The organism is Paeniglutamicibacter gangotriensis Lz1y, assembly GCF_000348945.1.
GTDB classification, from domain to species: Bacteria; Actinomycetota; Actinomycetes; order Actinomycetales; family Micrococcaceae; genus Paeniglutamicibacter; species Paeniglutamicibacter gangotriensis.
On record NZ_AOCK01000006.1, the window covers coordinates 232,392 to 253,177 of the forward strand.

At 64.4% G+C, this 20,786-nt stretch carries 14 protein-coding genes; 5 read left to right on the top strand and 9 right to left on the bottom strand.

Annotated elements, in window-relative coordinates:
- Window positions 1-62: 62 nt before the first annotated feature.
- The 4 genes from pepN to ADIAG_RS11920 form a co-directional block, all read right to left on the bottom strand.
- Window positions 63-2,717: an aminopeptidase N gene (gene pepN, locus ADIAG_RS11905; protein WP_007271630.1), complete on the bottom strand. Its 2,655-nt coding sequence runs from the start codon at window positions 2,715-2,717 to the stop codon at window positions 63-65.
- Between the two features lie 164 nt (window positions 2,718-2,881).
- Window positions 2,882-5,446, bottom strand: coding sequence for an MMPL family transporter (locus ADIAG_RS11910; protein WP_007271631.1), 2,565 nt, complete (start codon window positions 5,444-5,446; stop codon window positions 2,882-2,884).
- Window positions 5,447-5,493: 47 nt separating this feature from the next.
- The gene (locus ADIAG_RS11915; protein WP_007271632.1) at window positions 5,494-6,132 is read right to left on the bottom strand and encodes a TetR/AcrR family transcriptional regulator; all 639 of its coding nucleotides are present in this window, start codon (window positions 6,130-6,132) and stop codon (window positions 5,494-5,496) included.
- A 214-nt stretch (window positions 6,133-6,346) separates the two neighbouring features.
- Window positions 6,347-7,861 (bottom strand): SDR family NAD(P)-dependent oxidoreductase, encoded by a 1,515-nt coding sequence (locus tag ADIAG_RS11920; protein ID WP_043474693.1) that lies wholly within the window; start codon window positions 7,859-7,861, stop codon window positions 6,347-6,349.
- A gap of 611 nt (window positions 7,862-8,472) precedes the next feature.
- On the opposite strand from ADIAG_RS11920, the gene ADIAG_RS11925 reads away from it, so the two are divergent.
- Window positions 8,473-9,621, top strand: coding sequence for a PQQ-dependent sugar dehydrogenase (locus ADIAG_RS11925; protein ID WP_007271633.1), 1,149 nt, complete (start codon window positions 8,473-8,475; stop codon window positions 9,619-9,621).
- A gap of 106 nt (window positions 9,622-9,727) precedes the next feature.
- Here ADIAG_RS11925 and ADIAG_RS11930 read toward each other — a convergent pair whose 3' ends face one another.
- Window positions 9,728-10,012, bottom strand: a complete 285-nt coding sequence (locus ADIAG_RS11930) for a hypothetical protein (RefSeq protein WP_007271634.1) — start codon at window positions 10,010-10,012, stop codon at window positions 9,728-9,730.
- Window positions 10,013-10,224: 212 nt separating this feature from the next.
- Window positions 10,225-11,040, bottom strand: coding sequence for a PspA/IM30 family protein (locus ADIAG_RS11935; RefSeq protein WP_007271635.1), 816 nt, complete (start codon window positions 11,038-11,040; stop codon window positions 10,225-10,227).
- A gap of 185 nt (window positions 11,041-11,225) precedes the next feature.
- Here ADIAG_RS11935 and ADIAG_RS11940 point away from each other — a divergent pair, with 185 nt between their 5' ends.
- Window positions 11,226-11,885, top strand: coding sequence for a maleylpyruvate isomerase family mycothiol-dependent enzyme (locus ADIAG_RS11940; RefSeq protein WP_007271636.1), 660 nt, complete (start codon window positions 11,226-11,228; stop codon window positions 11,883-11,885).
- A 99-nt stretch (window positions 11,886-11,984) separates the two neighbouring features.
- Here the strand turns inward: ADIAG_RS11940 and ADIAG_RS11945 are convergent, their stop codons facing one another.
- Window positions 11,985-14,123, bottom strand: a complete 2,139-nt coding sequence (locus ADIAG_RS11945) for an acyl-CoA dehydrogenase family protein (protein WP_007271637.1) — start codon at window positions 14,121-14,123, stop codon at window positions 11,985-11,987.
- Between the two features lie 9 nt (window positions 14,124-14,132).
- A complete protein-coding gene (locus tag ADIAG_RS11950) occupies window positions 14,133-14,840 on the bottom strand; it encodes a TetR/AcrR family transcriptional regulator (RefSeq protein WP_007271638.1) in 708 nt (235 codons plus the stop codon).
- Between the two features lie 69 nt (window positions 14,841-14,909).
- Here ADIAG_RS11950 and ADIAG_RS11955 point away from each other — a divergent pair, with 69 nt between their 5' ends.
- Genes ADIAG_RS11955 through ADIAG_RS11965 form a run of 3 tightly spaced genes read left to right on the top strand, consistent with a single transcriptional unit; the run spans window position 14,910 to window position 18,453 of the window.
- Entirely contained in the window at window positions 14,910-16,208 is a 1,299-nt protein-coding gene (locus ADIAG_RS11955) for an acetyl-CoA C-acetyltransferase (RefSeq protein ID WP_007271639.1), read from the top strand.
- Between the two features lie 2 nt (window positions 16,209-16,210).
- The gene (locus ADIAG_RS11960) at window positions 16,211-17,548 is read left to right on the top strand and encodes a 3-oxoacyl-ACP reductase (protein WP_007271640.1); all 1,338 of its coding nucleotides are present in this window, start codon (window positions 16,211-16,213) and stop codon (window positions 17,546-17,548) included.
- Window positions 17,545-18,453 carry a MaoC family dehydratase gene (locus tag ADIAG_RS11965; RefSeq protein WP_007271641.1) on the top strand — a complete coding sequence of 303 codons (909 nt, stop codon included), beginning with the start codon at window positions 17,545-17,547 and terminating at the stop codon, window positions 18,451-18,453. The genes ADIAG_RS11960 and ADIAG_RS11965 overlap by 4 nt, the downstream gene beginning before the upstream one ends.
- Before the next feature lie 1,303 nt (window positions 18,454-19,756).
- Here ADIAG_RS11965 and ADIAG_RS21880 read toward each other — a convergent pair.
- On the bottom strand, window positions 19,757-20,569 hold the full coding sequence (locus ADIAG_RS21880; protein ID WP_200859392.1) for a hypothetical protein: 813 nt from the start codon (window positions 20,567-20,569) through the stop codon (window positions 19,757-19,759).
- Between the last annotated feature and the right edge of the window lie 217 nt (window positions 20,570-20,786).

The following is a 20,786-nucleotide window of genomic DNA, read 5'->3' on the forward strand; positions in this document are numbered from 1 at the left end:
CAGAGCGGTCCCCGACAGGAAACTGTCGGGGACCGCTCTGCGTTGGCTACTAGGGTTGGGTATTAGACCGCGGTTTTTTGCTGCGTCGAGACCCGTTGGGCCGCCAGTGAGCGCACCAGGTGGTCGCGCTCCTCGAGCAGGATCCTGCGTAGTGCGCGCGGAGCTTTGGGGTGCTCGTGTAGCCAGGTATCTACCTGCCCAACCACCGGGTGGGTGCCCTCGGCGGTGAGATCCTGGGCGCTGGGGAAGAGCCCGGAGATGACACGGGTGGCCATTCCGATGCTCATCGACTCCCAGATCTCCTCCAGCGCCGGCCAGTAGCCGGCGTAGTGGCCATCGAGCAGCTCGTGGGTGCCCAGCAGGAAGCCGGCTGCGGTGGAGGAGATCGCCTCGTTGGACAGTGCGCTTGAATCTGGATTTTTTCCACTGAGCACCGCGGTAAATGCTGCCTCCTTGACCTCCGGATCCGGGCGGGCAGCCAGGGCCAACAGACGCCCGGCGGTAGCCACGGCAGAAGGATGTGCCAGGGCGTCGGCTTCCAAACGGGCCAGTGCCGCATCATCCAGGGTTCCCGAGGCGGCTTTGGCGGCCCACAGGGACCAGCGCAGCGCTTCGTCCAGGATCAGACCCTCGTAGCGTGGTTCCCCGGCCAGCAGCGCATCGACAAATTCCCCTGCCACCGCGCCGCGGGCCAGCACGGCCAAGGCACGGGCCGCGGCAATCTGCGCGTCGCTGCCCGGTGCCGCGGTTTCCAACCAGCCGGTGACGGCCTCGGCCAGGGCCTGACGCTCGGCGGAGCGCTGGTCGGCGGGCAGGTAGTGGGTGATCGCGGTGGTGGCCTGGGCCACCAGTTGGGTGAATACCCCCACCTCGGTGACGGCTCCGGCGTGGGCGCGGACCGCTGCCAGGAACTCGGTGGCCGGCAGCTTCGCGTCGCGCACGCTGTTCCACAGGGCAGCCCAACAGGTGGCGCGGGCCAGCGGGTCGGCCAGGGTGCCCAGGTGGCCCAGCAACGTGGCCAGCGAGACCTCATCGAAGTCCACCATGGCGTAGGTGTCATCGCCGTCGTTGGGCAGGATCAGATCCGGGCGGCGGAGCCCGGTGAGGAAGGGCAGCTCGATGCCCTCACCGGTGAGTTCCACCCGATGAGAGGCGGTGCGGGTCAGCTTGCCGTCGATGACGTCGAACAGGCCCACGTTTAGCACATGGGGGTGCCTGATGGCGGCCCCGCTGACCGGGTCGGCGCCCGACTGGGTCAGGCGCGCGGCGCTGATCTTGCCATCGGCTTCACAAAGGGTGATGCCTAGCCGCGGGACCCCGGCGGTTTTCAACCAGGCATCGGCCCAGGCGCCCATATCCCGGCCCGATGCGGCTTCCAGCGCGGTGAGGAAGTCGCTCAGCGTGGTGTTGGCGTATTCGTGGGTGCGGAAGTAGCTGCGGGCCGCGTCGCGGAAGGCCTCGGCGCCCACATAGGCGGCCAGTTGCTTAAGCACGGACGCGCCCTTGGCGTAGGTGATGCCATCGAAGTTCTGCTTGGCCGCCTCCAGATCGGTGATATCCGCGACGATCGGGTGGGTGGAGGGCAGCTGGTCGGCCACATACGCCCAGCCCTTGCGGCGGTTGGCGAAGGTGGTCCAGGCGGTGGTGAATTCGGTGGCCTGCGCGTTGGCCAGGGTGCCGATGTAGTCGGCGAAGGACTCCTTGAGCCACAAATCATCCCACCAGGCCATGGTGACCAGGTCGCCGAACCACATGTGCACCATCTCGTGCATCAGCGTGTTGGAGCGGGCCTCGTACTGGGCCTCGGTGGCCCGCGAGGTGAATACGTACTGCTCGGTGAAGGTGACCAGACCGGGGTTTTCCATGGCGCCGAGGTTATATTCGGGGACAAACGCCGAGTCGTACTTGCCCCAGGGGTAGGGGTAGTCGAAGAGCTCGTGGAAGTAGTCCAGGCCGCCCTTGGTTAGTTCCAGGACATTATGCGCGTCGAAGTGCGGTTCCAGCGAGGCGCGGCAGGTGGCGTTGAGCGGAATAACCAGCTCGGTGCCGTCCTCTAGGGTTCGGGTGTAGGTGTCGGTGGCCACGAAGTAGGGTCCGGCGAGCACCGTGGTGATGTAGGTGGAGATCGGCAGGGTGGGTGCGAAGTGCGTGGTGGAGGTGCCGTCCCCGTGGGCGTCGACGCGCGAGGGGGACTGGTTGGAACCCACATGCCAGCCCTGCGGGGCTCGCACCACAAAGGTGAAGGGAGCCTTCAGATCGGGCTGTTCGAAGTTGGCGTAGACGCGGCGGGCGTCGGCCGGTTCGAACTGCGTGTAGCAGTAGGTGGCCCCGTCGGCCGGATCGACGTAGCGGTGCAGTCCCTCGCCGCTGCGCGAGTAGCTCGCGTGCGCATCGATGATCACGGTGTTGGGCGCCCCAGAGCCCTGCCTCAGGCCGGTGAGCTGGATGCGGGAGCCGATCACTGCCCGTGCCGGATCCACCGCTGCGCCGTTGAGCGTGATCGACTGCACCGATTCGTGGATGAAGTCCAGGAACGTGTCGGTGGTGCCATCCGCTTCAAACTCGATGGTGGTCTTGGACCGGTAGCCGGTGACCTCCGGATCCTGCGCGGCGCCGAGGTCCAGCTCCACCCGATAAGAGTGCACCTTCAGGGTTTGGGCACGCCAGGCGGCCTCGTCGCGGGTGAGGTTTTCATTTTGGCCGGAGTTTCGTCGCATGTGATCCACCAGACCATTCAAACATGAAACGAGCGTTTGACAAATGGTGGGTGCCCCGCGGCCCGGCACTCGGCACCCCGCGTATGGCTTAACGGCGAAGGTGCCACCACCCCCGGGTTCAACGGGAATGGCGGCACCTCACATGCTTGACGCCTGCGTGCGGCCTAGGCCTCGACGCGAGCGGTTCCCTCGGCGTCTTCCGCGTGCTCAACACCGGTGTGCGGGTGCTGGCGTTCAAGCTTGGCACCCTCCACATCGATGTCCGGCAGGATTCTCTCCAGCCAGCGAGGCAGCCACCAGGCCTTGTCGCCGGCTAGGTGCATCAGCGCCGGGATCAGCAGCATGCGCACCACAAAGGCATCCAGCAGCACGCCGAAGGCCAATGCGAATCCGATCGGGCGGATCATCGCGCTCTCGGCGAAGATGAAGCCGCCGAAGACCGAGATCATGATGATGGCCGCGGCAGAGACCACCGCACGTCCTGCCCGCACCCCCTTGATGACCGCCAGGCGAGCCGGGGCGCCGTGGACAAATGCCTCGCGCATCCCGGTGCCTAGGAACAGCTGGTAGTCCATGGCCAGCCCAAACAGGATCCCGACCAGAATCGTGGGCAGGAAGCTGAGGATCGGGCCCGGGGTGTCCACCCCGAAGATCGCCGAGAGCCATCCCCACTGGTAGATGGCCACCACGCCGCCCAATGCCGCGTAGTAAGACAGGATGAATCCTAGGGTGGCGATGATCGGGACCAGGATGGAGCGGAACACCAGCAGCAGGATCAGCATCGAGAGTCCGACCACCACCATCAGGTAGAACGGCAGCGCGTCGGAGAGCTTCTCGGAGATATCCACGTTGCCGCTGGCTGAGCCGGCGACCCCGATGTCATAGGTGCCTTCCAGCGGGGAGAGATCACGCAACGAGTGCACCAGCTCTTCGGTCGATTCGCTGGTGGGTCCCTCGGCGGGGATGACCTGGAAGGCTGCCACGGTGCGGTCCGTGGACGTCCCGGCCGGTGCGACGGCAATAACGTCGTCCTGGGCGAACAAAGCCTCGGCGATGCGCATCTGGTGGGCCTGGGATTCTTCTTCGGTGGGTGAGCCGGGCAGGTCGGCCACCACCAGCAGCGCACCGTTTTGGCCCTCGCCGAAGTTTTCGGAAATCGCGGTGTACGCCCGGTACTGCGTGCTTTCCTGCGACTCAGAAGAGCCGTCGGGCAGGTTCAAGCGCAGGTCAAGGGCGGGGGTGGCGATGACCAGGAGCACCGCGACAGAGGCAATCGCGGTGAGGATCGCGACGGCGCTGGACATCGGCCGCACGCGGGTCTTGGGTGCGTGTGCCGCACCGGTGGTGGCGCCGGCGGGACCGGTTGCCAGGGCCGCGCGTTCCTTGCGGCTGAGGATCTTGGTTCCCACCAGCGAGAGCAGTGCCGGGGTCATCGTGATGGCCACCAGCACCGCGATCAGCACGCTGGCGGCGCCGACCGAGCCCATCAGCCCCAGGAACGGGATGCTGGTGACATTCAGTGCCAGCAAGGCGATGAAGACCGTGGCTCCGGCGAAGACCACGGCATTGCCCGAGGTGCCGTTGGCCAGGGCGATGGATTCGCGGACCTCGTAGCCGTCCTTGAGCTGGTGTCGGTGGCGGTTGATGATGAACAGCGAGTAGTCGATGCCCACGGCCAGGCCGAGCATCAGGCCCAGCATCGGGGTCACCGAGGACATTTCCAGCACACTGGAGAGCGAGAGTGCACCGAGCGCGCCGATGCCGACGCCGACCAGGGCGGTCAGTAGCGGCAAGCCGGCGCCGACGAAGGTGCCCAGCATGAGCACCAGGACAATGCCCGCAACGACCAGCCCGATGGCTTCGCCGGGGCCGAAGATGCTCGGGACGCCCTGGGTGATCTCCGAGGAGAAGTCGAACTGGACGCCATCGACGGTGGCATTGTCGAAGAGTGCGACCAAGGCGTCCTTGGTGTCCTGCTCGATGTCCATTTGGGCTTCGGTGAAGACCACCATGGTGATGGCCGCGGCACCATCTTCTGAGACCGTGCGGATTTCGGTGGCCATCTCCAGCTGTGATGCGCCCTGGTCGAGCTTGGCCGATTCCTTCTCCAGTGTGGAGCGGTTCTCTTTGAGCTCCGTGCGCCCGGCTTCCAGTTTCTTGGCTCCGGCGTCGAGTTGCGCCTGCTGCTTGTCGAGCTCGGGCTTGGCCTGCTGATACATGCCCGCGGCACGCGCCTGGGCGATCGCGGCATCCAGCTGCTCCTGGCCTGCGGCCAGTTCCTGCTCCGAGCTGTTCAGCTGCGTGTCGCCGGCCTCGAGCTGAGTGCGGGCATCGGCCAGCTTTTGCCGACCATCCTTGATCGCTTGTGCTGACTCAGCGCGTTCCGCCTCAGTGGCAAATGGATCGATGACGGTTTCGATGCCGTCGATCTTGGCAGCGTCGGCCGTCAGGGTTCCGATGGCCTTTTCCTGCGCATCGGTGAATGGCTTGCCGTCGGTGCTCTGCGCCACGATGTTTCCGGTTCCCCCGGAAGCGGAGGGCAATTCGGCCGCAAGCCTGTCGGTCACTTCGGCGGTGGGGGTTCCGGGGATCGACATGCTGCTCGAGAGGGTTCCCCCGCCGATGGCAAATGCGAGACCGGCCACCAGCAGGACCGCAAACCATGCGGCAATGATTTTTCGTGCGTGGCGCGCTGATCCGCGTCCCAGACGATAGAGAAGTTCGGCCATGATGTCCTTCAAGTTGGTCAAGCGGGAGAAAAATGGAGGGACGGCGATTAGCGCGCTCCGAAGCCCGTTTCAAGGGTTTCGAGCAGGGTCTGAACGAGTCGATTCCAGTGATTGCGGGTTTCCGCGGTGTCGAAAGCACCGCAGAGGGTGAACCACTGTTGATAGATCACCAGCAGGCCGCTGGTCAGCGATCCAACCAACAGATTGATCAGCAGCGCATCGGTTTCCGGGTGGCGCTTTTTCATCTCCGCGGCGAGGCCCGTACTGATTTCGGTGAACGTTCGGGCGGCCATCAGCGTCTGCTTGGGGGTCGGCTCGGTATTGTCGCCGCCCAGCACGCGGGTCAGATAGACCATGGGCGGGACCAGATCGGTGGTGCGCACCGTTTCGGCCAGTTCGTCGCACATCGAGGCCGTGCGCCCTTCGGGGCGTACCGGGATCGAGGCGAGCCGGTCCACGACGGCACCGAGTTCGATGCCGAACACGGCGATCACCACATCGTCGATCGATGCAAAGTGGTTGAAGACGGTGCGGCGGGACACCTCCGCCCGGGCAGCGAGTTCATCCACGGAGAACACACTGGATTCGCGTTCACGCATGATGGTTGCGCCGGCATCGAGGATGGCGCGGCGGTGCCGGGTTTTGATGTCGGCACGTCGGTCCGCGGCAGTGGTAGGGGAGGTCACCCTCTTACACTAAGTGCAACCTTGCATCGTGTGCAATTAGTTTCTCTGGTATGTGAGGCACCTCTCCCCGGCAGCGGTCGACGCCGTGAGTTCCCCGCAGATGGAGGAAGGCCGACGGCACGGTAAAGGCCCCGCCGTTCCGCAGGCCTGTGCTGTGAAAATCAGGCTTCTTGCGGACGGATCGGGGCCTTGGGCGCTCTTACTGCCTGGCTTTCTACCAGGGGGAAGGTTCGTAGTCCTTCAGGAAGCAGCCGTAGAGGTCGATGCCGCGTTCCCCATCGACGATCGGTTGGTAGACCCGGGCCGCCCCGTCGATCAAATCCAGTGGTGCGTGCCAGCCCTCGGCGACCATGCGGACCTTGGAATCGTGCGGACGCTCATCGGTGATCCACCCGGTGTCCACCGCAGACATCAGGATCCGATCGGTCTGCAGCATTTCCTCGGCGCTGGTGCGAGTAAGCATGTTCAGCGAGGCCTTGGCCATATTGGTATGCGGATGTCCCGCGCCCTTGTAGCGGCGGGAGAATTGCCCCTCCATCGCCGAAACATTCACGATGTACTTCCGGTGTGCCTCCGAGGCGGCCAATGCGGGGCGCAGGCGTGAGGCCAACAGGAACGGGGCGGTGACGTTGCACAGCTGCACCTCGAGCATTTCCAGCGCGTCGACGTTTCCCAGGATCTGCGTCCAGGAGTTCTCCGTAACCACGTCGGGGACCATGCCGCCGGCGTCGATCGCAGTTCCATCGGCAATGCGCTCCAGCGTGGCGGAGCCGGCGGTCATGGCCAGATCGGCCACTGCCTGCGCGTCGTATGCGGTCGGGGTGTGGGGGACCAGCAACGCCGAGTCTTCCAGACGGAAGGCGCTGGCCAACGCACGCGGGTGCTCGGCCGGGGGATTGGCTTCACCCCACACCTCGGGGCCACCGGCGGAAAACTCCAGGGCGGCCGGCAGCGGTTGGGTCTCGGATTCCACCAGGTGCAGGTAGGAGTTCGAGGTGCGACGCACCGTCTGGGCCGCATTGTTGATCAGGATGTCCAGTGGCCCCTCGGCGGCGACACGGTCGGCCAGCGAGATCACCTGGGAGGGATCACGCAAGTCGATGCCGACGATGCGCAGGCGGTGGATCCACTCAGCGGAGTCCTCCAGGGCGGCAAAACGCCGGGCCGCATCGCGCGGGAAGCGCGTGGTGATGGTGGTGTGAGCGCCGTCGCGCAGCAGCCGCAGAGCGATGTGCATACCGATCTTGGCACGTCCGCCGGTGAGCAGTGCACGCTTGCCGGTTAGGTCTGTGCGGGCGTCACGGCGTTCGCGGCCAGCCGCGGCACACTCCGGGCACAGGTAATGGTGGAAGGCATCGACCGTGGTGTAGCGCTTCTTGCAGATGTAGCAGCCCCGTGGCTTGATGTACTCCCCGGCGGTGTGGTCCTCGGTAGGAGTGCTCAAATCCAGGCCCAGGGTCTCGTCGTCCAACCGCTGCGGGGAGCCGGTGGCGGTGCGTTCAACGACGGCACGGTCGGCGGCATTGATGGCCGAACGTTTCTCGTTTTTACGGTGCCGTTTGGCGGACTTGAACATCTTTCCCGTGGCTCGCCGCACCGCGACGTGGCGCTCGTCTTCGGCGTCCAGCCGGTGCACCTGGCCCAGCACCTTCAAGGCAGCTTGAAGCTCGGCGTCGGTGAAAAGTTCGTCAGTGTCGGCAGCATTGGCCGAAGGATAATTCTCAGTCATGTCGCCATCAAGTCTACCGGCAGCCCATCCCCGCGCTTACGCCGGATTCGGCGATCGAAAAGCCTGCACGTCCAAGCGGGCGGCATGCAGGAGACCTCATGCGGGACCTTGGTCGGGCATCGCGGTTCGCGTCTTCCGGCGAAACTCCGCGCAACCTGGATCGCCTGTGTTGGAGGAGCATGACCAAGTGCATAGCTCCAACGGCTGTTCCACTGTTCCCTCAGGCCGTAATACAACACTGCTGGCATCGGTTAGTCGGACCAGATAATCCACCTCGGGACCTATGAAGCCACTGCCGACCAATGGGAAATCCTCGAGGGCAGCAACGTCACCGTCACCCGTATCGTTGAGGTCCGGCACTTCGGCATCGTCCGCGGAACATCACACAAGACCGGAACCACAAGGAGAACACCTCTGAGGATCTTCTCGTTCGGTGCGGACTGCGGCATCGGTCTACACTTGACGCCACTGGTCGTCGCCGATCTGGCTGCCGACCGGCTCCCGATTGCTATCAACCCAACAGGAACCGGCTTCCGCCCACGTGGCCGCTCACCCCACGTCCCATGCTCGCCGACGCACCGGCGCACAGGCCAACATTTCAGGAGCAGACCTTGATAAGCCAACGAGCAATAGCAGTGCTGGGCACCGGATTGGGGATCAGCTTCTTGCTGACTTCATGTACCCCGACCCCTCCGGCCCAGCCCCCGACTCCGGGCACCTCATCGGCAGCGTCTTCAACGGCGGCCCCGGCCTCGGCAACAACATCCGGTTCGGGCGAACCGGCCGGAACCGCCACACCCACCGGGACTCCGCGGGTGGTCAGTCAGGACCTTCAGGCCCCGTGGTCGGTGGTGTTTCGCGAAGATACGGCATTGGTCAGTGAACGCGACAGCGCCCGCATCCTTGAGCTGGCCCCCGATGGCACCTCGCGTCCCATTGGCACTGTTGACGGGGTGGCAGGATCCGGTGAGGGTGGACTGTTGGGCCTGGCGGTCGATGACCAAGGACGGCTGTATGTGTACTCGACAGGTGCCGAGGAAAACCGCATCCAACGCTTCGATGTCACGGGATCGCCCGGGTCGTTGGCACTGGGCGACGCCGTCACGATTCTGGACGGGATCCCCTCGGCGAGCTACCACGACGGCGGACGCCTGGCCTTTGGCCCGGATGGGATGCTCTACGCCACCGCCGGGGACGCCGGGCAGGCCGACCAGGCCCAAAACGTGGACTCCTTGGGTGGCAAGATCCTGCGGATGAACCTCGATGGGGAAGTGCCCGAGGGCAACCCCTTCGAAGGTTCCCTGGTGTACAGCTATGGGCACCGCAATCCGCAAGGACTCGCTTGGTCCGACGATGGAACGATGTTTGCCACGGAATTCGGGCAAAACACCTGGGACGAACTGAACATCATCACCGCCGGCGCCAACTATGGGTGGCCGACGGTCGAGGGCATCGCGGATGCTGAAGGCTTCACAGATCCCGTGCAGCAGTGGACTCCCGAGAAAGCCAGCCCCAGCGGCATGACCCACCTCGATGGCACCCTGTTTATCGCCAACCTCCGCGGTTCGGTACTGCGCGCGGTACCTGTCGCGGACCCTGCCACGCACACCGATCACTACGACGGTGACTACGGCCGCATTCGGGATGTCACGGTATCCCCGGACGGGGAGCTGTGGTTCCTGACCAACAACACCGATGGCCGGGGAACACCGAGCAGCGACGATGACCGGATCCTTGGGCTTGGCGTGGAGAAAGAGTAGAAGGCAGCGGCCCCTGTCGTGGCATTGGTGAGCTACGGGCGTCCCGCATTGCTCGGTGCCGAGGAACTCCTGGGGCTGTTCACAAGGCAGCGTTCAGATCGCTCGACTACACGAGCCATGCGCTATGTCGTCTGCTGGCCTCGCGACGCTTGAGGGATCCGATGATCAAGCCGCCGGCCAGGAAGATGACTCCCGCCGCAAAAAGTCCGACATACATGCGCAGTTGATAAGGGCCACCGGCGAAATCGCTAAACGGTTCGGGACCGGAAATAATCCACGCCTTGCGCTCGGAGTCTCCATGGATGAACAGATACAAGGCGACGGGGCTCAGCATCAGAAGAATTCCCCACCCGGACAAGATTCCTGCCGTGAAACCGCGACTGTTGCGCATTCGAGGCCCTCCTGATCGTGTCCTCCCTATTCAACCACGTCAAGGGCAACTGTCAACGGCATCCGGGAAGTACCTGACAAGGGAAGAAACCGCTAAGGCCGACGGTCTACGGCAAGATCCCCGGGCATGAAAAATGCGGTGGGCCCGATCACTCGCCTCCACCGCATTCCAGCATCCGGGTCGTGGCAGGAGCGCCACGACCCGAGGCAAACCTAGCCCTGGTTTTCGCCCTTCAAAGCTGCCAGACGGGCCTCGATCTCGGATTCCGACGGGGCGTCCTCGATCTGAGCGGCAGTAGGAGCCTGGTCCAAGACATTGCTTTCGCTCTTCATGGCCGCCAGACGGGCCTCAATCTCGGTGGCCTCACCCAGATCCTCAAGGGAAGCGAACTGAGCGTCGAGGGAGGAAGCCGCAAGCTCGGATGCACCGCGCACCCGGGCCTCGTCGGTACGGATCTTGGCCTCGAAACGGCCGATCTCCGAGGTCGGATCGCTCATGTCCAGGGCCTTGACGGCGTCCATCATCTGGCTCTGCGTCTTGGCATTGCGGGCACGAGCCACCAATTCATCGCGCTTGGAGACCAGCTCCTGGCGTTTGGTGGACATGGTGTTCAGCCCGGACTTGAGCTGCTCGACGACCTTGCGCTGCGAGGCGATGTTCGGCTCGGCGCTGGCAGCCTTCTTTTCGCTGGTCATTTGACGCTGGATCGCCATGGTGGCCAGCTTGTTGAACTTCTCCGCGTTGGCACCGTCACCGGCAGCTGCGTACTCTTCGGCCTTGTTGGAGGCGGCCAAGGCCTTGACACCCCACTCCCGGGCGTCGTTGACCGCGGTCTTGTAATCATCTTCAAGCATGCGCAGGTTGCCGATGGTCTGGGCCACTGCGGTCTCGGCCTGGGCGATGTTATCGGTATATTCGCGGACGCTCTGGTCCAGCATCTTCTGTGGGTCTTCCAGTGCGTCCAATGCGGCGTTGGCATTGGACCTTCCGATACGGAACAGTCGTGCAAAAAATGAGTTCTTCTTCATGGGGGGAGCGTTGCCCTTTCATTAGCCGCGTTAGCTTAACTCTATGCGACGGGCGGGGCCGACTGAACCCCGGGACCACCCCATGACGGGCCCATCAGGAGGTTTGTGCCACCACGCACCATGAGCCGTGCACCGATGCGCCTGACATCTTGCCAATCCGGTCCAGGTGCTGTTTGGCTAGACGCATGAACAAGGACTCCAAGGCCGCCATCTGGGCGGTGGTGCACGAAGAGCGCGAGGCCCTGGCCCGGGATCTGGAAGCGCTGCCAGCGGCACAATGGGACATCGGTTCGCTGTGTCCGGGCTGGGACATCCACGATGTTCTGGCGCATCTGAGCGACAGTGCCACGACCACACGGCTGGGTTTCATCCGGGGCATGGTTTCCGCGGGCTTCGATTTCGACAAGGACAACGACAGGGGTGTGGAAAGGGCACGGCGCGCGGAACCGCTTGAGACCCTGCAGGGATTCCGCGACGTCGCCCGGCTCACCAGCACCCCACCAGCAGCACTGGCCACGCGCCTGGTGGAGGCGTTTGTGCATGGGGAGGATATCCGCCGGCCGTTGGGCATGCGCGGTGGGTACCCTGCAGCCTTTGTCGCCCAGGGGCTGGACTACCAGGTGCGCACCAGCACCAAGATGGGCGGCGGCAAGGAGCTTGCGGCCGGGTTCAAGCTGGTGGCCACCGACACGGACTTCGAATGTGGGGCAGGACCGGCGGTCCGTGGCCCGGCGATCGCCCTGCTGCTGGCGGTGTCCGGGCGGGCGCCGGGATACGAGGAGCTTGCCGGTCCCGGATCCCGGGATTTCCTCCAGCGCGTCGTCGGTGAGGCGCGGGAGCACTGAGCCAAAAAGCGCGGTGTGCAGGTCATGGCAGTGACCTGCCGACCTGCACACCGCACTTAATCAGGTGGTGCAACCCTCCGGAATGTCGGCGGGGGACTGCTACTTCCTGGCGCTCTGCTGGGCCAACTTTTTGGCCGCCTTTTCGCGGGCGATCAGCACCTTTTCATCGATCGGAGCATCGGCGCTGGCACGCAACCGGCGGTAGTGCTCCGCGGCCTCGTCCTGGCGTTCCTTCTCGCCACCGTCGGCGATCTTCGCACGCAGGTGCTCCGGGCCGTAGCCAAAGGCGTCGACCAGGTCCTGGGCGTGCGGGCGCAGGCGGGCCAGCAGGATGTTGATGTAGCCGGTGAGCGTGCGGGCCCGCTGCATCGACAGGCGCCCGTTCATCAGGTACCAGTCGAGGTTCTCCTCGATCAGGGTCAGCGCGTAGACATCGCGCAGCCAGGTGAGCACCGTGCGGGTCCCGGCGTCGGAGGTCTTGCCCAGGGCCGTGGTGAAGGCCTCCCAACGCAGCAGTTCTCCGTGGGCGCGGGCCGCGGAGATCAGCGCGTCCTGCTTCTCATTGAAGGCCGCTGCCGAGGCGGCTCGATCCTTGGTGTCGACCCCGCGCAGGGCGTCGGCGATTTCGGCGACCAAGGTGTTAATCCGGTCAGTGAGCAGGGCGCGCTGGTTGTCCTCGTCCTTGAAGAAGTTCGCGCTCTTGCGCTCATCGCCGGTATCGGCGAAGGCCTGGGCCACCGAGCGCAGCCCGGTGCGGTGCAGGGCCACGTTTTCGGCCTGCTTGACGACGTAGCGGGCCAGCACCCCGGCATCGAGCTTGCGAAACTCCTGGCCGTAGTCGGTCAGCAGCCGTTTGCCCACCAGCTGCAGCAGCACGTTGTTGTCGCCCTCGAAGGTGACATAGACATCCAGGTCGGCGCGCAGGGCGGTGAAACGGTTCTCGGCGATGAATCCGGCGCCGCCGCATGCCTCGCGGGCCTCCTGCAGGGTGTCCAATGCGTCCCAGGTGCTCAACGGCTTGAGGGCCGCGGCCAGCGTCTCGAGATCTTGGCGGTCAGCGTCGGTGTCGGTAGCTCCGGAGAACACGCCATCGAACTTTTCCAGCAGCTCTTCGTGCGCGAAGGATGCAGCGTAGGTGCGGGCCAGGCGGGGCAGCAACCGGCGCTGGTGGCGCTGGTAGTCCATGATGTTTTCCTCTTGTGTGTCCGAGGAGGCGTTGAACTGACGGCGTTGGTTGCCGTAGGTCACCGCGATCTGCAGGGCCATCTTGGAGGCGGCGGTGGCGGCGCCGTCCAGCGAGACGCGGCCCTGGACCAGGGTGCCGAGCATGGTGAAGAAGCGTCTTCCGGGGGAGTGGATCGGCGAGGAGTAGGTGCCATCGGCCGTGACATCGCCATAGCGGTTGAGCAGGTTGGTGCGCGGGATGCGCACGTTGGAGAAGTGCAACCGCCCGTTGTCGATGCCGTTGAGACCGCCCTTGAGCCCGTCATCTTCCCCGCCGATCCCCGGCAGGAAGCCGTTCTCGTCACGGATGTCCACGTAGAAGGCGTGCACGCCGTGGTTCACGCCTCCGGTGATCAGCTGCGCGAAAAGGACCGCTGCCTTGCCATGGATCCCGGCGTTGCCCAGGTATTCCTTCCATGCGGCCTTGAACGGGGTGTTGATGACAAATTCTTGGGTCTCAACGTCATAGGTGGCAGTGGTGCCGATGGAGGCGACGTCGGAACCGTGGCCAATCTCGGTCATCGCGAAGGCGCCGGGGATTTCCAGGTTCATGATGCCCGGCAGCCACTTGTTGTGGTGCTCTTCGGTGCCCAGGTGCAGTACTGCGCAACCAAATAGGCCCCATTGGACGCCGGCCTTGATCTGCAGTGACGGGTCGGCGGTGACCAGTTCCTCGAAGCTGGCCACCGAGCCGCCGTGGTTGTCGTCACCGCCCAGGTGCTTTGGGAAGGCGCGGTGCACGGAACCGATATTGGCCAGTTCTTGGAGCTGGGCGAAAACTCGTTCGCGGTGCTCGTCCATGCTCAGTCCGGGGGTGCCGCGTAAAGCCTCGGAGCCGGCCAGAGCGCGGGCTTCCTTGCGGATATCGGTCCACCGGCCCAGCAGCTGTTCGCCGAGGGCTGCTACATCGATGGTGGCGTGGGCTGCCTGGGTGGAGAGTTGTTCCGTGGTCACTGGAGTATCTGCCTTTCGGTGGGGGCGTTGCTGGGTCTGTGGGGTGGGGCTTTGGTTCATGATGCTGTCCTATCCGGTGGCCTGCGGGGCGACCCCGTGGGTGAGCCACGAGGTGATGGACGTGGCAAGTTCTTCGATGCCTGGCCGTTCGGGCGTGTCCGAGGCGCGCAGCCAGAGTTCCCCGGCGGCACGGACCATCCCGATGGAGGCCCGCGGCCACAATTCCAGCGCGGCGCTGGCCCGCTGTCCGGGCCCGATGCCCATGTAGTTGTGCATCCGGGTGCGCATCATGCGGGTCAGTTCGTCAAAGAAGTCGTTCAGGACCCCGCTGCCGGTTTCCAGGTTCGGGTCCTCGGCGGGGTTGGTGAGCAGGTCCGCGGCCGGGTTGGCGGTGACAAAAAAGTAGATGTTCGGGGAGGTTGCTGCCATCTGCAGGTAGGCCAGGACCATGGCGTGCAGTGCGTCACCTTCCCCCGCGGTGCTTCGTGCGGCGGACAGGACCTGGGTGCGGAAATTGCTGATGACGTATTGACCGAGGGCCTGTCGCAGCCCTTCCTTGTCGCCGAAGTAGCGGTAGAACACCGACTTGGAGGTGTTGGCCTGGGCCGCGATCTCCTCCATGGAGGCGCCGGGACCCAAACGGTGGATGGTGTGCCGGGCGAGTTTGAGCAATTCGAGGCGTCGGCTGGCGCGGTGGGCGTCCCACCGCGCGGATCGGCCGTCGCCTGCGGCTTGCTGCTGGGTGCCCCGGGTGTCGGCGGCTGGCTGGATGTTCACGATACCCAGCGTATCAGGTACGCTGGGTATCAGTAACTGATCTCACATCAACAGCAGGAGAGCACCGGCATGTCCGACACCCAACAGCCCATACGCCCCGCCGTGGTCATCGGCGGTAACCGCATCCCCTTCGCCCGTTCCAACGGCCCGTACTCCAAGGCCAGCAATCAGGACATGCTCACCGCCGCCCTCGACGGGCTGGTCGCCCGCTTCGGCCTGCAGGGCCAGCGCCTCGGTGGTGTGGCCGCCGGTGCGGTGCTCAAGCACTCCAAGGACTTCAACCTGGTGCGCGAATCGGTGCTGGGCACCTCGTTGAGCGCCCAGACTCCCGCGTACGATGTGCAGATGGCCTGCGCCACCGGCATGGAAGCCATCGGCTCACTGGCCAACAAGATCAAACTGGGCCAGATCGACTCGGCCATCGGCGGCGGCGTGGACACCACCTCAGATGCGCCCATCGCGGTCTCCGAAGGCCTGCGCTCGGTGCTGATGGACCTCTCCCGCGCCCGGAGCACCAGCCCCAAGCTCAAGGCGATCTCCCGGATCCGGCCCCGCGACCTGGCACCCAACGCCCCGGGCACCGGGGAACCGCGTACCGGTCTGTCGATGGGCGATCACCAGGCGATCACCACCAAGGCCTGGAAGATTTCCCGCGAAGCCCAGGACGAGCTCGCCCTGGCCAGCCACAAGAACCTGGCCGCCGCCTATGAGCGGAACTTCTTCGATGACCTGATCACCCCGTTCGCCGGGGTCTCGAAGGACACCAACCTGCGTGCCGACTCCACCATCGAGAAACTCGCGTCGCTCAAGCCGGCCTTCGGCAAGAACCTGGGTGCCGAGGCCACCATGACCGCCGGCAACTCCACCCCGCTGACCGACGGTGCCTCCGCGGTGCTGCTGGGCTCCGAGGACTACGCTCGGGAACACGACCTGCCGATGCTGGCCAACTTCGTGGACTTCGAGGCAGCAGCTGTGGACTTCGTGCACGGGGCCGATGGCCTGCTGATGGCACCTGCCTACGCGGTGGCCCGGATGCTGAAGCGCAACAATCTCACCTTGCAGGATTTCGACTTCTACGAGATCCACGAGGCCTTCGCCGGCACCGTACTCTCCACTCTGGCCGCCTGGGATGATCCGGAATTCTGCAAGAACAAGCTGGGACTCGAGGCTCCGCTCGGTGCCATCGACCGTTCCAAGCTCAACGTCAACGGCTCCTCGCTGGCAGCCGGTCACCCCTTTGCCGCCACCGGCGGACGCCTCGTGGCAACACTGGCCAAGATGCTGCATGAAAAGGGGTCCGGACGCGGACTCATCTCCGTGTGCGCCGCCGGCGGCCAAGGCGTCGTCGCGATCCTGGAAGCACGATAAACATGGCCGACAAGTACCTAGAACTCGTGAACTCCGGCCTCACCAAGAAGCTGGCCACCTCCCTGGGGCTGCCGCGCCCCTCGATCCTGCGCCGCTACGCGCCGGGCGAAGCGCTGCTGCCCGGACCGGTACTGCTGCTCGGGGATTCCTCGTCCGCGCAGCAACTCGCCGACACCCTGCTGGGCTGGGGACTGGATGTGCGCCGGCATGCCGTGGGCGTCAACCGGCTCGGCGGCATCGTGCTGATGCTTGATGAGCTCGAGGCACCCGCTGAGCTTTCCGCCCCGATGTTGGCGGCAGGAGCTGCCTTGCGCCAGCTGGCCCCCGGTGGCCGCGTGGTGTCCCTCAGCCGTGAGGCCCTGGATACCGATGCCCCAGCAGTGGCAGCGGTGCGCCAGGGCATCGACGGCGCCATGCGCTCGGTGGGCCGCGAATTGCGTGGCGGGGCCACGGCCAACGGCATCGTGCTGGGCCACGGCGTTTCACCGAGCGCACCTTCGGCCCTCGCCGCCTTGCACTTCTTCTTCTCGGGCCGCAGCGCCTACGTCGACGGGCAGTTCCTGAGCGTGGATTCGGCCGACGGCACCCTGCCGGCGGACTTCTCCCAGCCGCTGGCGGGCAAGGTGGCAGTGGTCACCGGCGCCGCACGCGGCATCGGTGCGGCCATCGCGCAGACGCTGCACCGCGACGGAGCCACCGTGGTGGTGGTCGATGTCCCGGGCGCCGGGGATGCGTTGGCCAAGGTTGCCAACAAGGTCTCCGGCACGGCTCTGCAGGTGGATGTCACACGACCCGATGCCGGTGCGAAAATCATCGAGCACGCGGTGGCACGCCACGGGTCCTTGGACATCGTGATCCACAATGCGGGAATCACCCGCGATAAGTTGCTGGCGAACATGGATGCGCGACGCTGGGACTCGGTGATCGCGGTGAACATCTCCTCGCAGCTGGCCATGAATGAGGCGTTCCTGGCCGCGGAGCTGCCCGGGCTGCGCATCGTGTCGCTGGCCTCCACCTCCGGCATTGCCGGGAACCGCGGACAGACCAACTACGCCGCCTCCAAGGGCGGGGTCATCGGGATGGTCCGGGCCTCGGCCGCGTCCTTCGCCGCCGCCGGCGGGGGCATCAACGCCGTTGCCCCGGGCTTCATCGAGACCGAGATGACGGCGAAGATCCCGGTGGCTACCCGCACCGTGGCGCGTATGCTCATGCCCTCGCTGATGCAGGGCGGGCTGCCGGTCGACGTCGCCGAAGCCATCGGCTTCCTGGCCTCCGACGCCGCAGCCGGTATCAACGGGCGCACCCTGCGGGTGTGCGGACAGTCGTTGGTGGGGGCATGATCGCCCGCACCAGGGTCGTCCTGGATGCCGCACCGTCGCTCGGCTCGCTCTACGCCAAGGCCACCGGGGCCAGGCTGCGCCAGATGCTGCCCGATGCCAAGCGCGAGGCCTTGGACCTGCCCCACGTTGAGCACCAGCTGGCCCACGTTCCGGTGGATCCGGCCAAGCTGGTGGCCTACCAGCGGCTGATGGGGGACACCGTGCGCGATACGCTGCCCAGCGTCTTTGTTCACGGGCTGGTGTTCCCGTTGGCGATGTCGGTGATGGTGCGCGACGATTTCCCGCTGCCCCTGCTGGGCATGGTGCACCTGTCCAACCAGGTTAACCACGTGGCCTCGATCCCGGTGGATGCAACGCTGGGCGCCATCGCCTGGGCCGAGTCGATGCGTGGTCACCGGGCCGGCACCGCCGTCGATGTCATCGTCGAGGTCACCGACGGAACCCGGGTTCTCTGGCGCGGGGTCTCGACCTACCTGGCCCGCGGGGTATGGCTCGGGTCTAAGCCCGGAAGCCAGACCGAGGCCAGGACACCGTTCGTTGCCCCGGCCCGCACCGGGTCCTGGAAATTGGCTGCCGACACCGGCCGGGCCTACGCCGCGGTGATGGGGGACTACAACCCCATCCACCTCTCGGCGTTCTCGGCCAAGGCCTTGGGCCTGCAGCGGGCGATCGCGCACGGGATGTACATGGCCGGACGGGCACTGGCCGGCGCCACCCCACAGAGCACCGGCTACGACTGGGAGATTGAGTTCGCGACCCCGGCGTTCCTGCCGTCGAGCGTCGATGTGGCCTTCGAGGACAAGGCTGATGGCATGTCCTTCAGCGGCTGGGGCGCCCGCAGCGGAAAGCCGCACTTCAGCGGATCGATCACCGTGGCGCCCCGGACCTCCGCTTCCGGGGAGTAGATCCCGCGGATTCTGGTCGATGGGGAGGCAACGGTTCGGGTCTTGCATGACAGACCCGAACCGTTCGCCCGCTATCCAGAGGCCCTATAGCATCGCATCGATCATCAACGATCAGTAGCGAGGACTAAGCAAGATCCCACCCGCCGCCGAACCTGATGACGCAGCTCGTGCCTGTGCTGGTGCGATTCCGCTTATCCAGCGGCTGGAATTCCGATATGCTCGTCACATCATGATCAGTCCGCTCGCCTCACGGCTCGGGCTGATTTTCTTTATCAGGTGAAGCCCCTGGCGTGCTTTCGCATTTTCGGGTTTGTTCATGTCACGCAGGCCTGCGTGTCGATGAAGTGTGGGATATTTACGTGGATTCGGCCTCCGATCGGGAAGCTTCGGATATTCGATGGGACCAAATCTCCCGGCGTATCGCTGCCAAGGAGTCGAGAAAGCCGGTGGTCGTCTTGGATCGGAACTGGGGTCGGACGATTCGTCTCCGCCAGCCGGGGGTGCGCCTGCAAATACCACTACCAGGTGACCTCTTGAAGCCACCTGGTAGTCTCCATACCCATCCGTGTCCCTACCGCTTCCGCGACTGCGGAACCTGACCGCCGGGATCCTGATTGGTATCTGAAGGTCACTTCGATTACCCACCAGACGGCGTAGCGCGAGTTCACTTCGACTCCGCTGGCGATGATGTCGGTGGTGAAGAACTAGCCCTCCGGCTCGACGCCCTAGGTGTCGCACACGGTCACTAAGCGGACCTGCTCGGTCTTGTTCCCCCCTGTGCCACAGGGCGTTTTGGACATGGAACTGTCGTTCGATGGTGGCGCCCCGGCTCTCGGCCTCCATGATGGCCCAGTCTTCAACCAACGTGGCCTTGGAGAATGCTGTCGCGGTTGGCAGGCGGTCGCCCTTGGCGCCGGATTACCCGCGTTCTACGGTCCTCGGCGATGCAGACCGGCTCAAATTGCTCCAGTTTCAGCATCAGGGTCTTGCCACGGCCTCCGGCCGACTAGCTGAGGACGGTGGATTCATGGAGTCGTTTCCCGTCAGAGCAGCGGCAGGTTGCTGTTCCGCGGCGGCACCGTCTGACGATGACGGAGTCGCGGATCATGCAGGGGAACGGGGTTGGGGCACTGGGTTTCATGGGTGCTTCTTTCGTCAACATGAAAATATGGCATTTGCGCGCTTCCATACGCTCATTGGGCGCGTCCAAGGTAGGGAAAATAGGCCGCAAATCAACAGGACATTCGGTGGATTACGTCCGCGGGAGCAGAGCCGAGTCAGCCTCCAAAAGTGCGAAAGTCCACTACCGTAAGACGTCTTCAATCATTTTTCCAATAACCAGACGATCCTGGTTAGGTACACGAACAATTTTCCCCTTCCGGTGCTCGAACGCGCGGTAGTCAATGACGAGCAATGAAAGACCTTGGGCCGGGATGAGGTCTGCTTTTCGTTGGTCATGGATCTTGCGCTGCTCTCCGCGCAGCAGGCCTGAGGCGGTGACCTTGTTGTCGAAGAACGGGACTGGTTCCGAATGTTGCTTCTCGTGATATTCGACGACGAGACGTAGCTTCTCCCAGTAGCCGTCGACTGGCAGCGGCCTACGGGACCCTGTTTTCTTCGATGGCAAGCCCACGAGCCAGTCGAACGTCTTCTGCTTGACACAAGGCGCGCCAGCTACTTCCTCACACAGGCCCAACACATAGTGCTCGTCGCTGCCCCCGCGACTGTCCGAGCTGGGGACATCGGGGGTGTAATGGGGCGGTTTAGGGAATAAGCGTTCGCAATTCATATCCGTTCCAAGTTCCCACCCGTCTGGCGGGTCGTACCAATCGGCATAGGCCACAGGCAGGTCTGATAATTGATGAACCTGGCTCATCAATTGTGCGTACCAGCCCACGTAATCACTGTTCCCCGTTTCCGCTAACGAGCGGCGCTGGAGCGAAGGCATAGCTTCAAGTACGGCTTCGGCAACTTCCACATGGCTCACGTCAACCGGAAATTGGACTGAGTCATTGAATATATTGTCCGCGGCGGTTGAATATAGACAAGACTCTGACGCCTCGAATGCAGCGCCAAACTCATCATCGGCATTCCACTCAGTAACGTTAAAGATCACGATTCTCCAGGCGGTGCCGGAGGCGTTCAAGCCGGGGAGAATCCGCAACCCGCGATAGCCCAATCGGTGAAGTAACCTAACAGCTTCTAATATCCTCAGAGGGAGTTGCGTTTCCAATTTTCTCCTCTTAGTCAGGTGGTCTACTGAATACTTCCATAGTGCACCGACACAAAAAGGGTGGAACGTTCACGATGACGCGTAAGAGCTTGTATGTAAC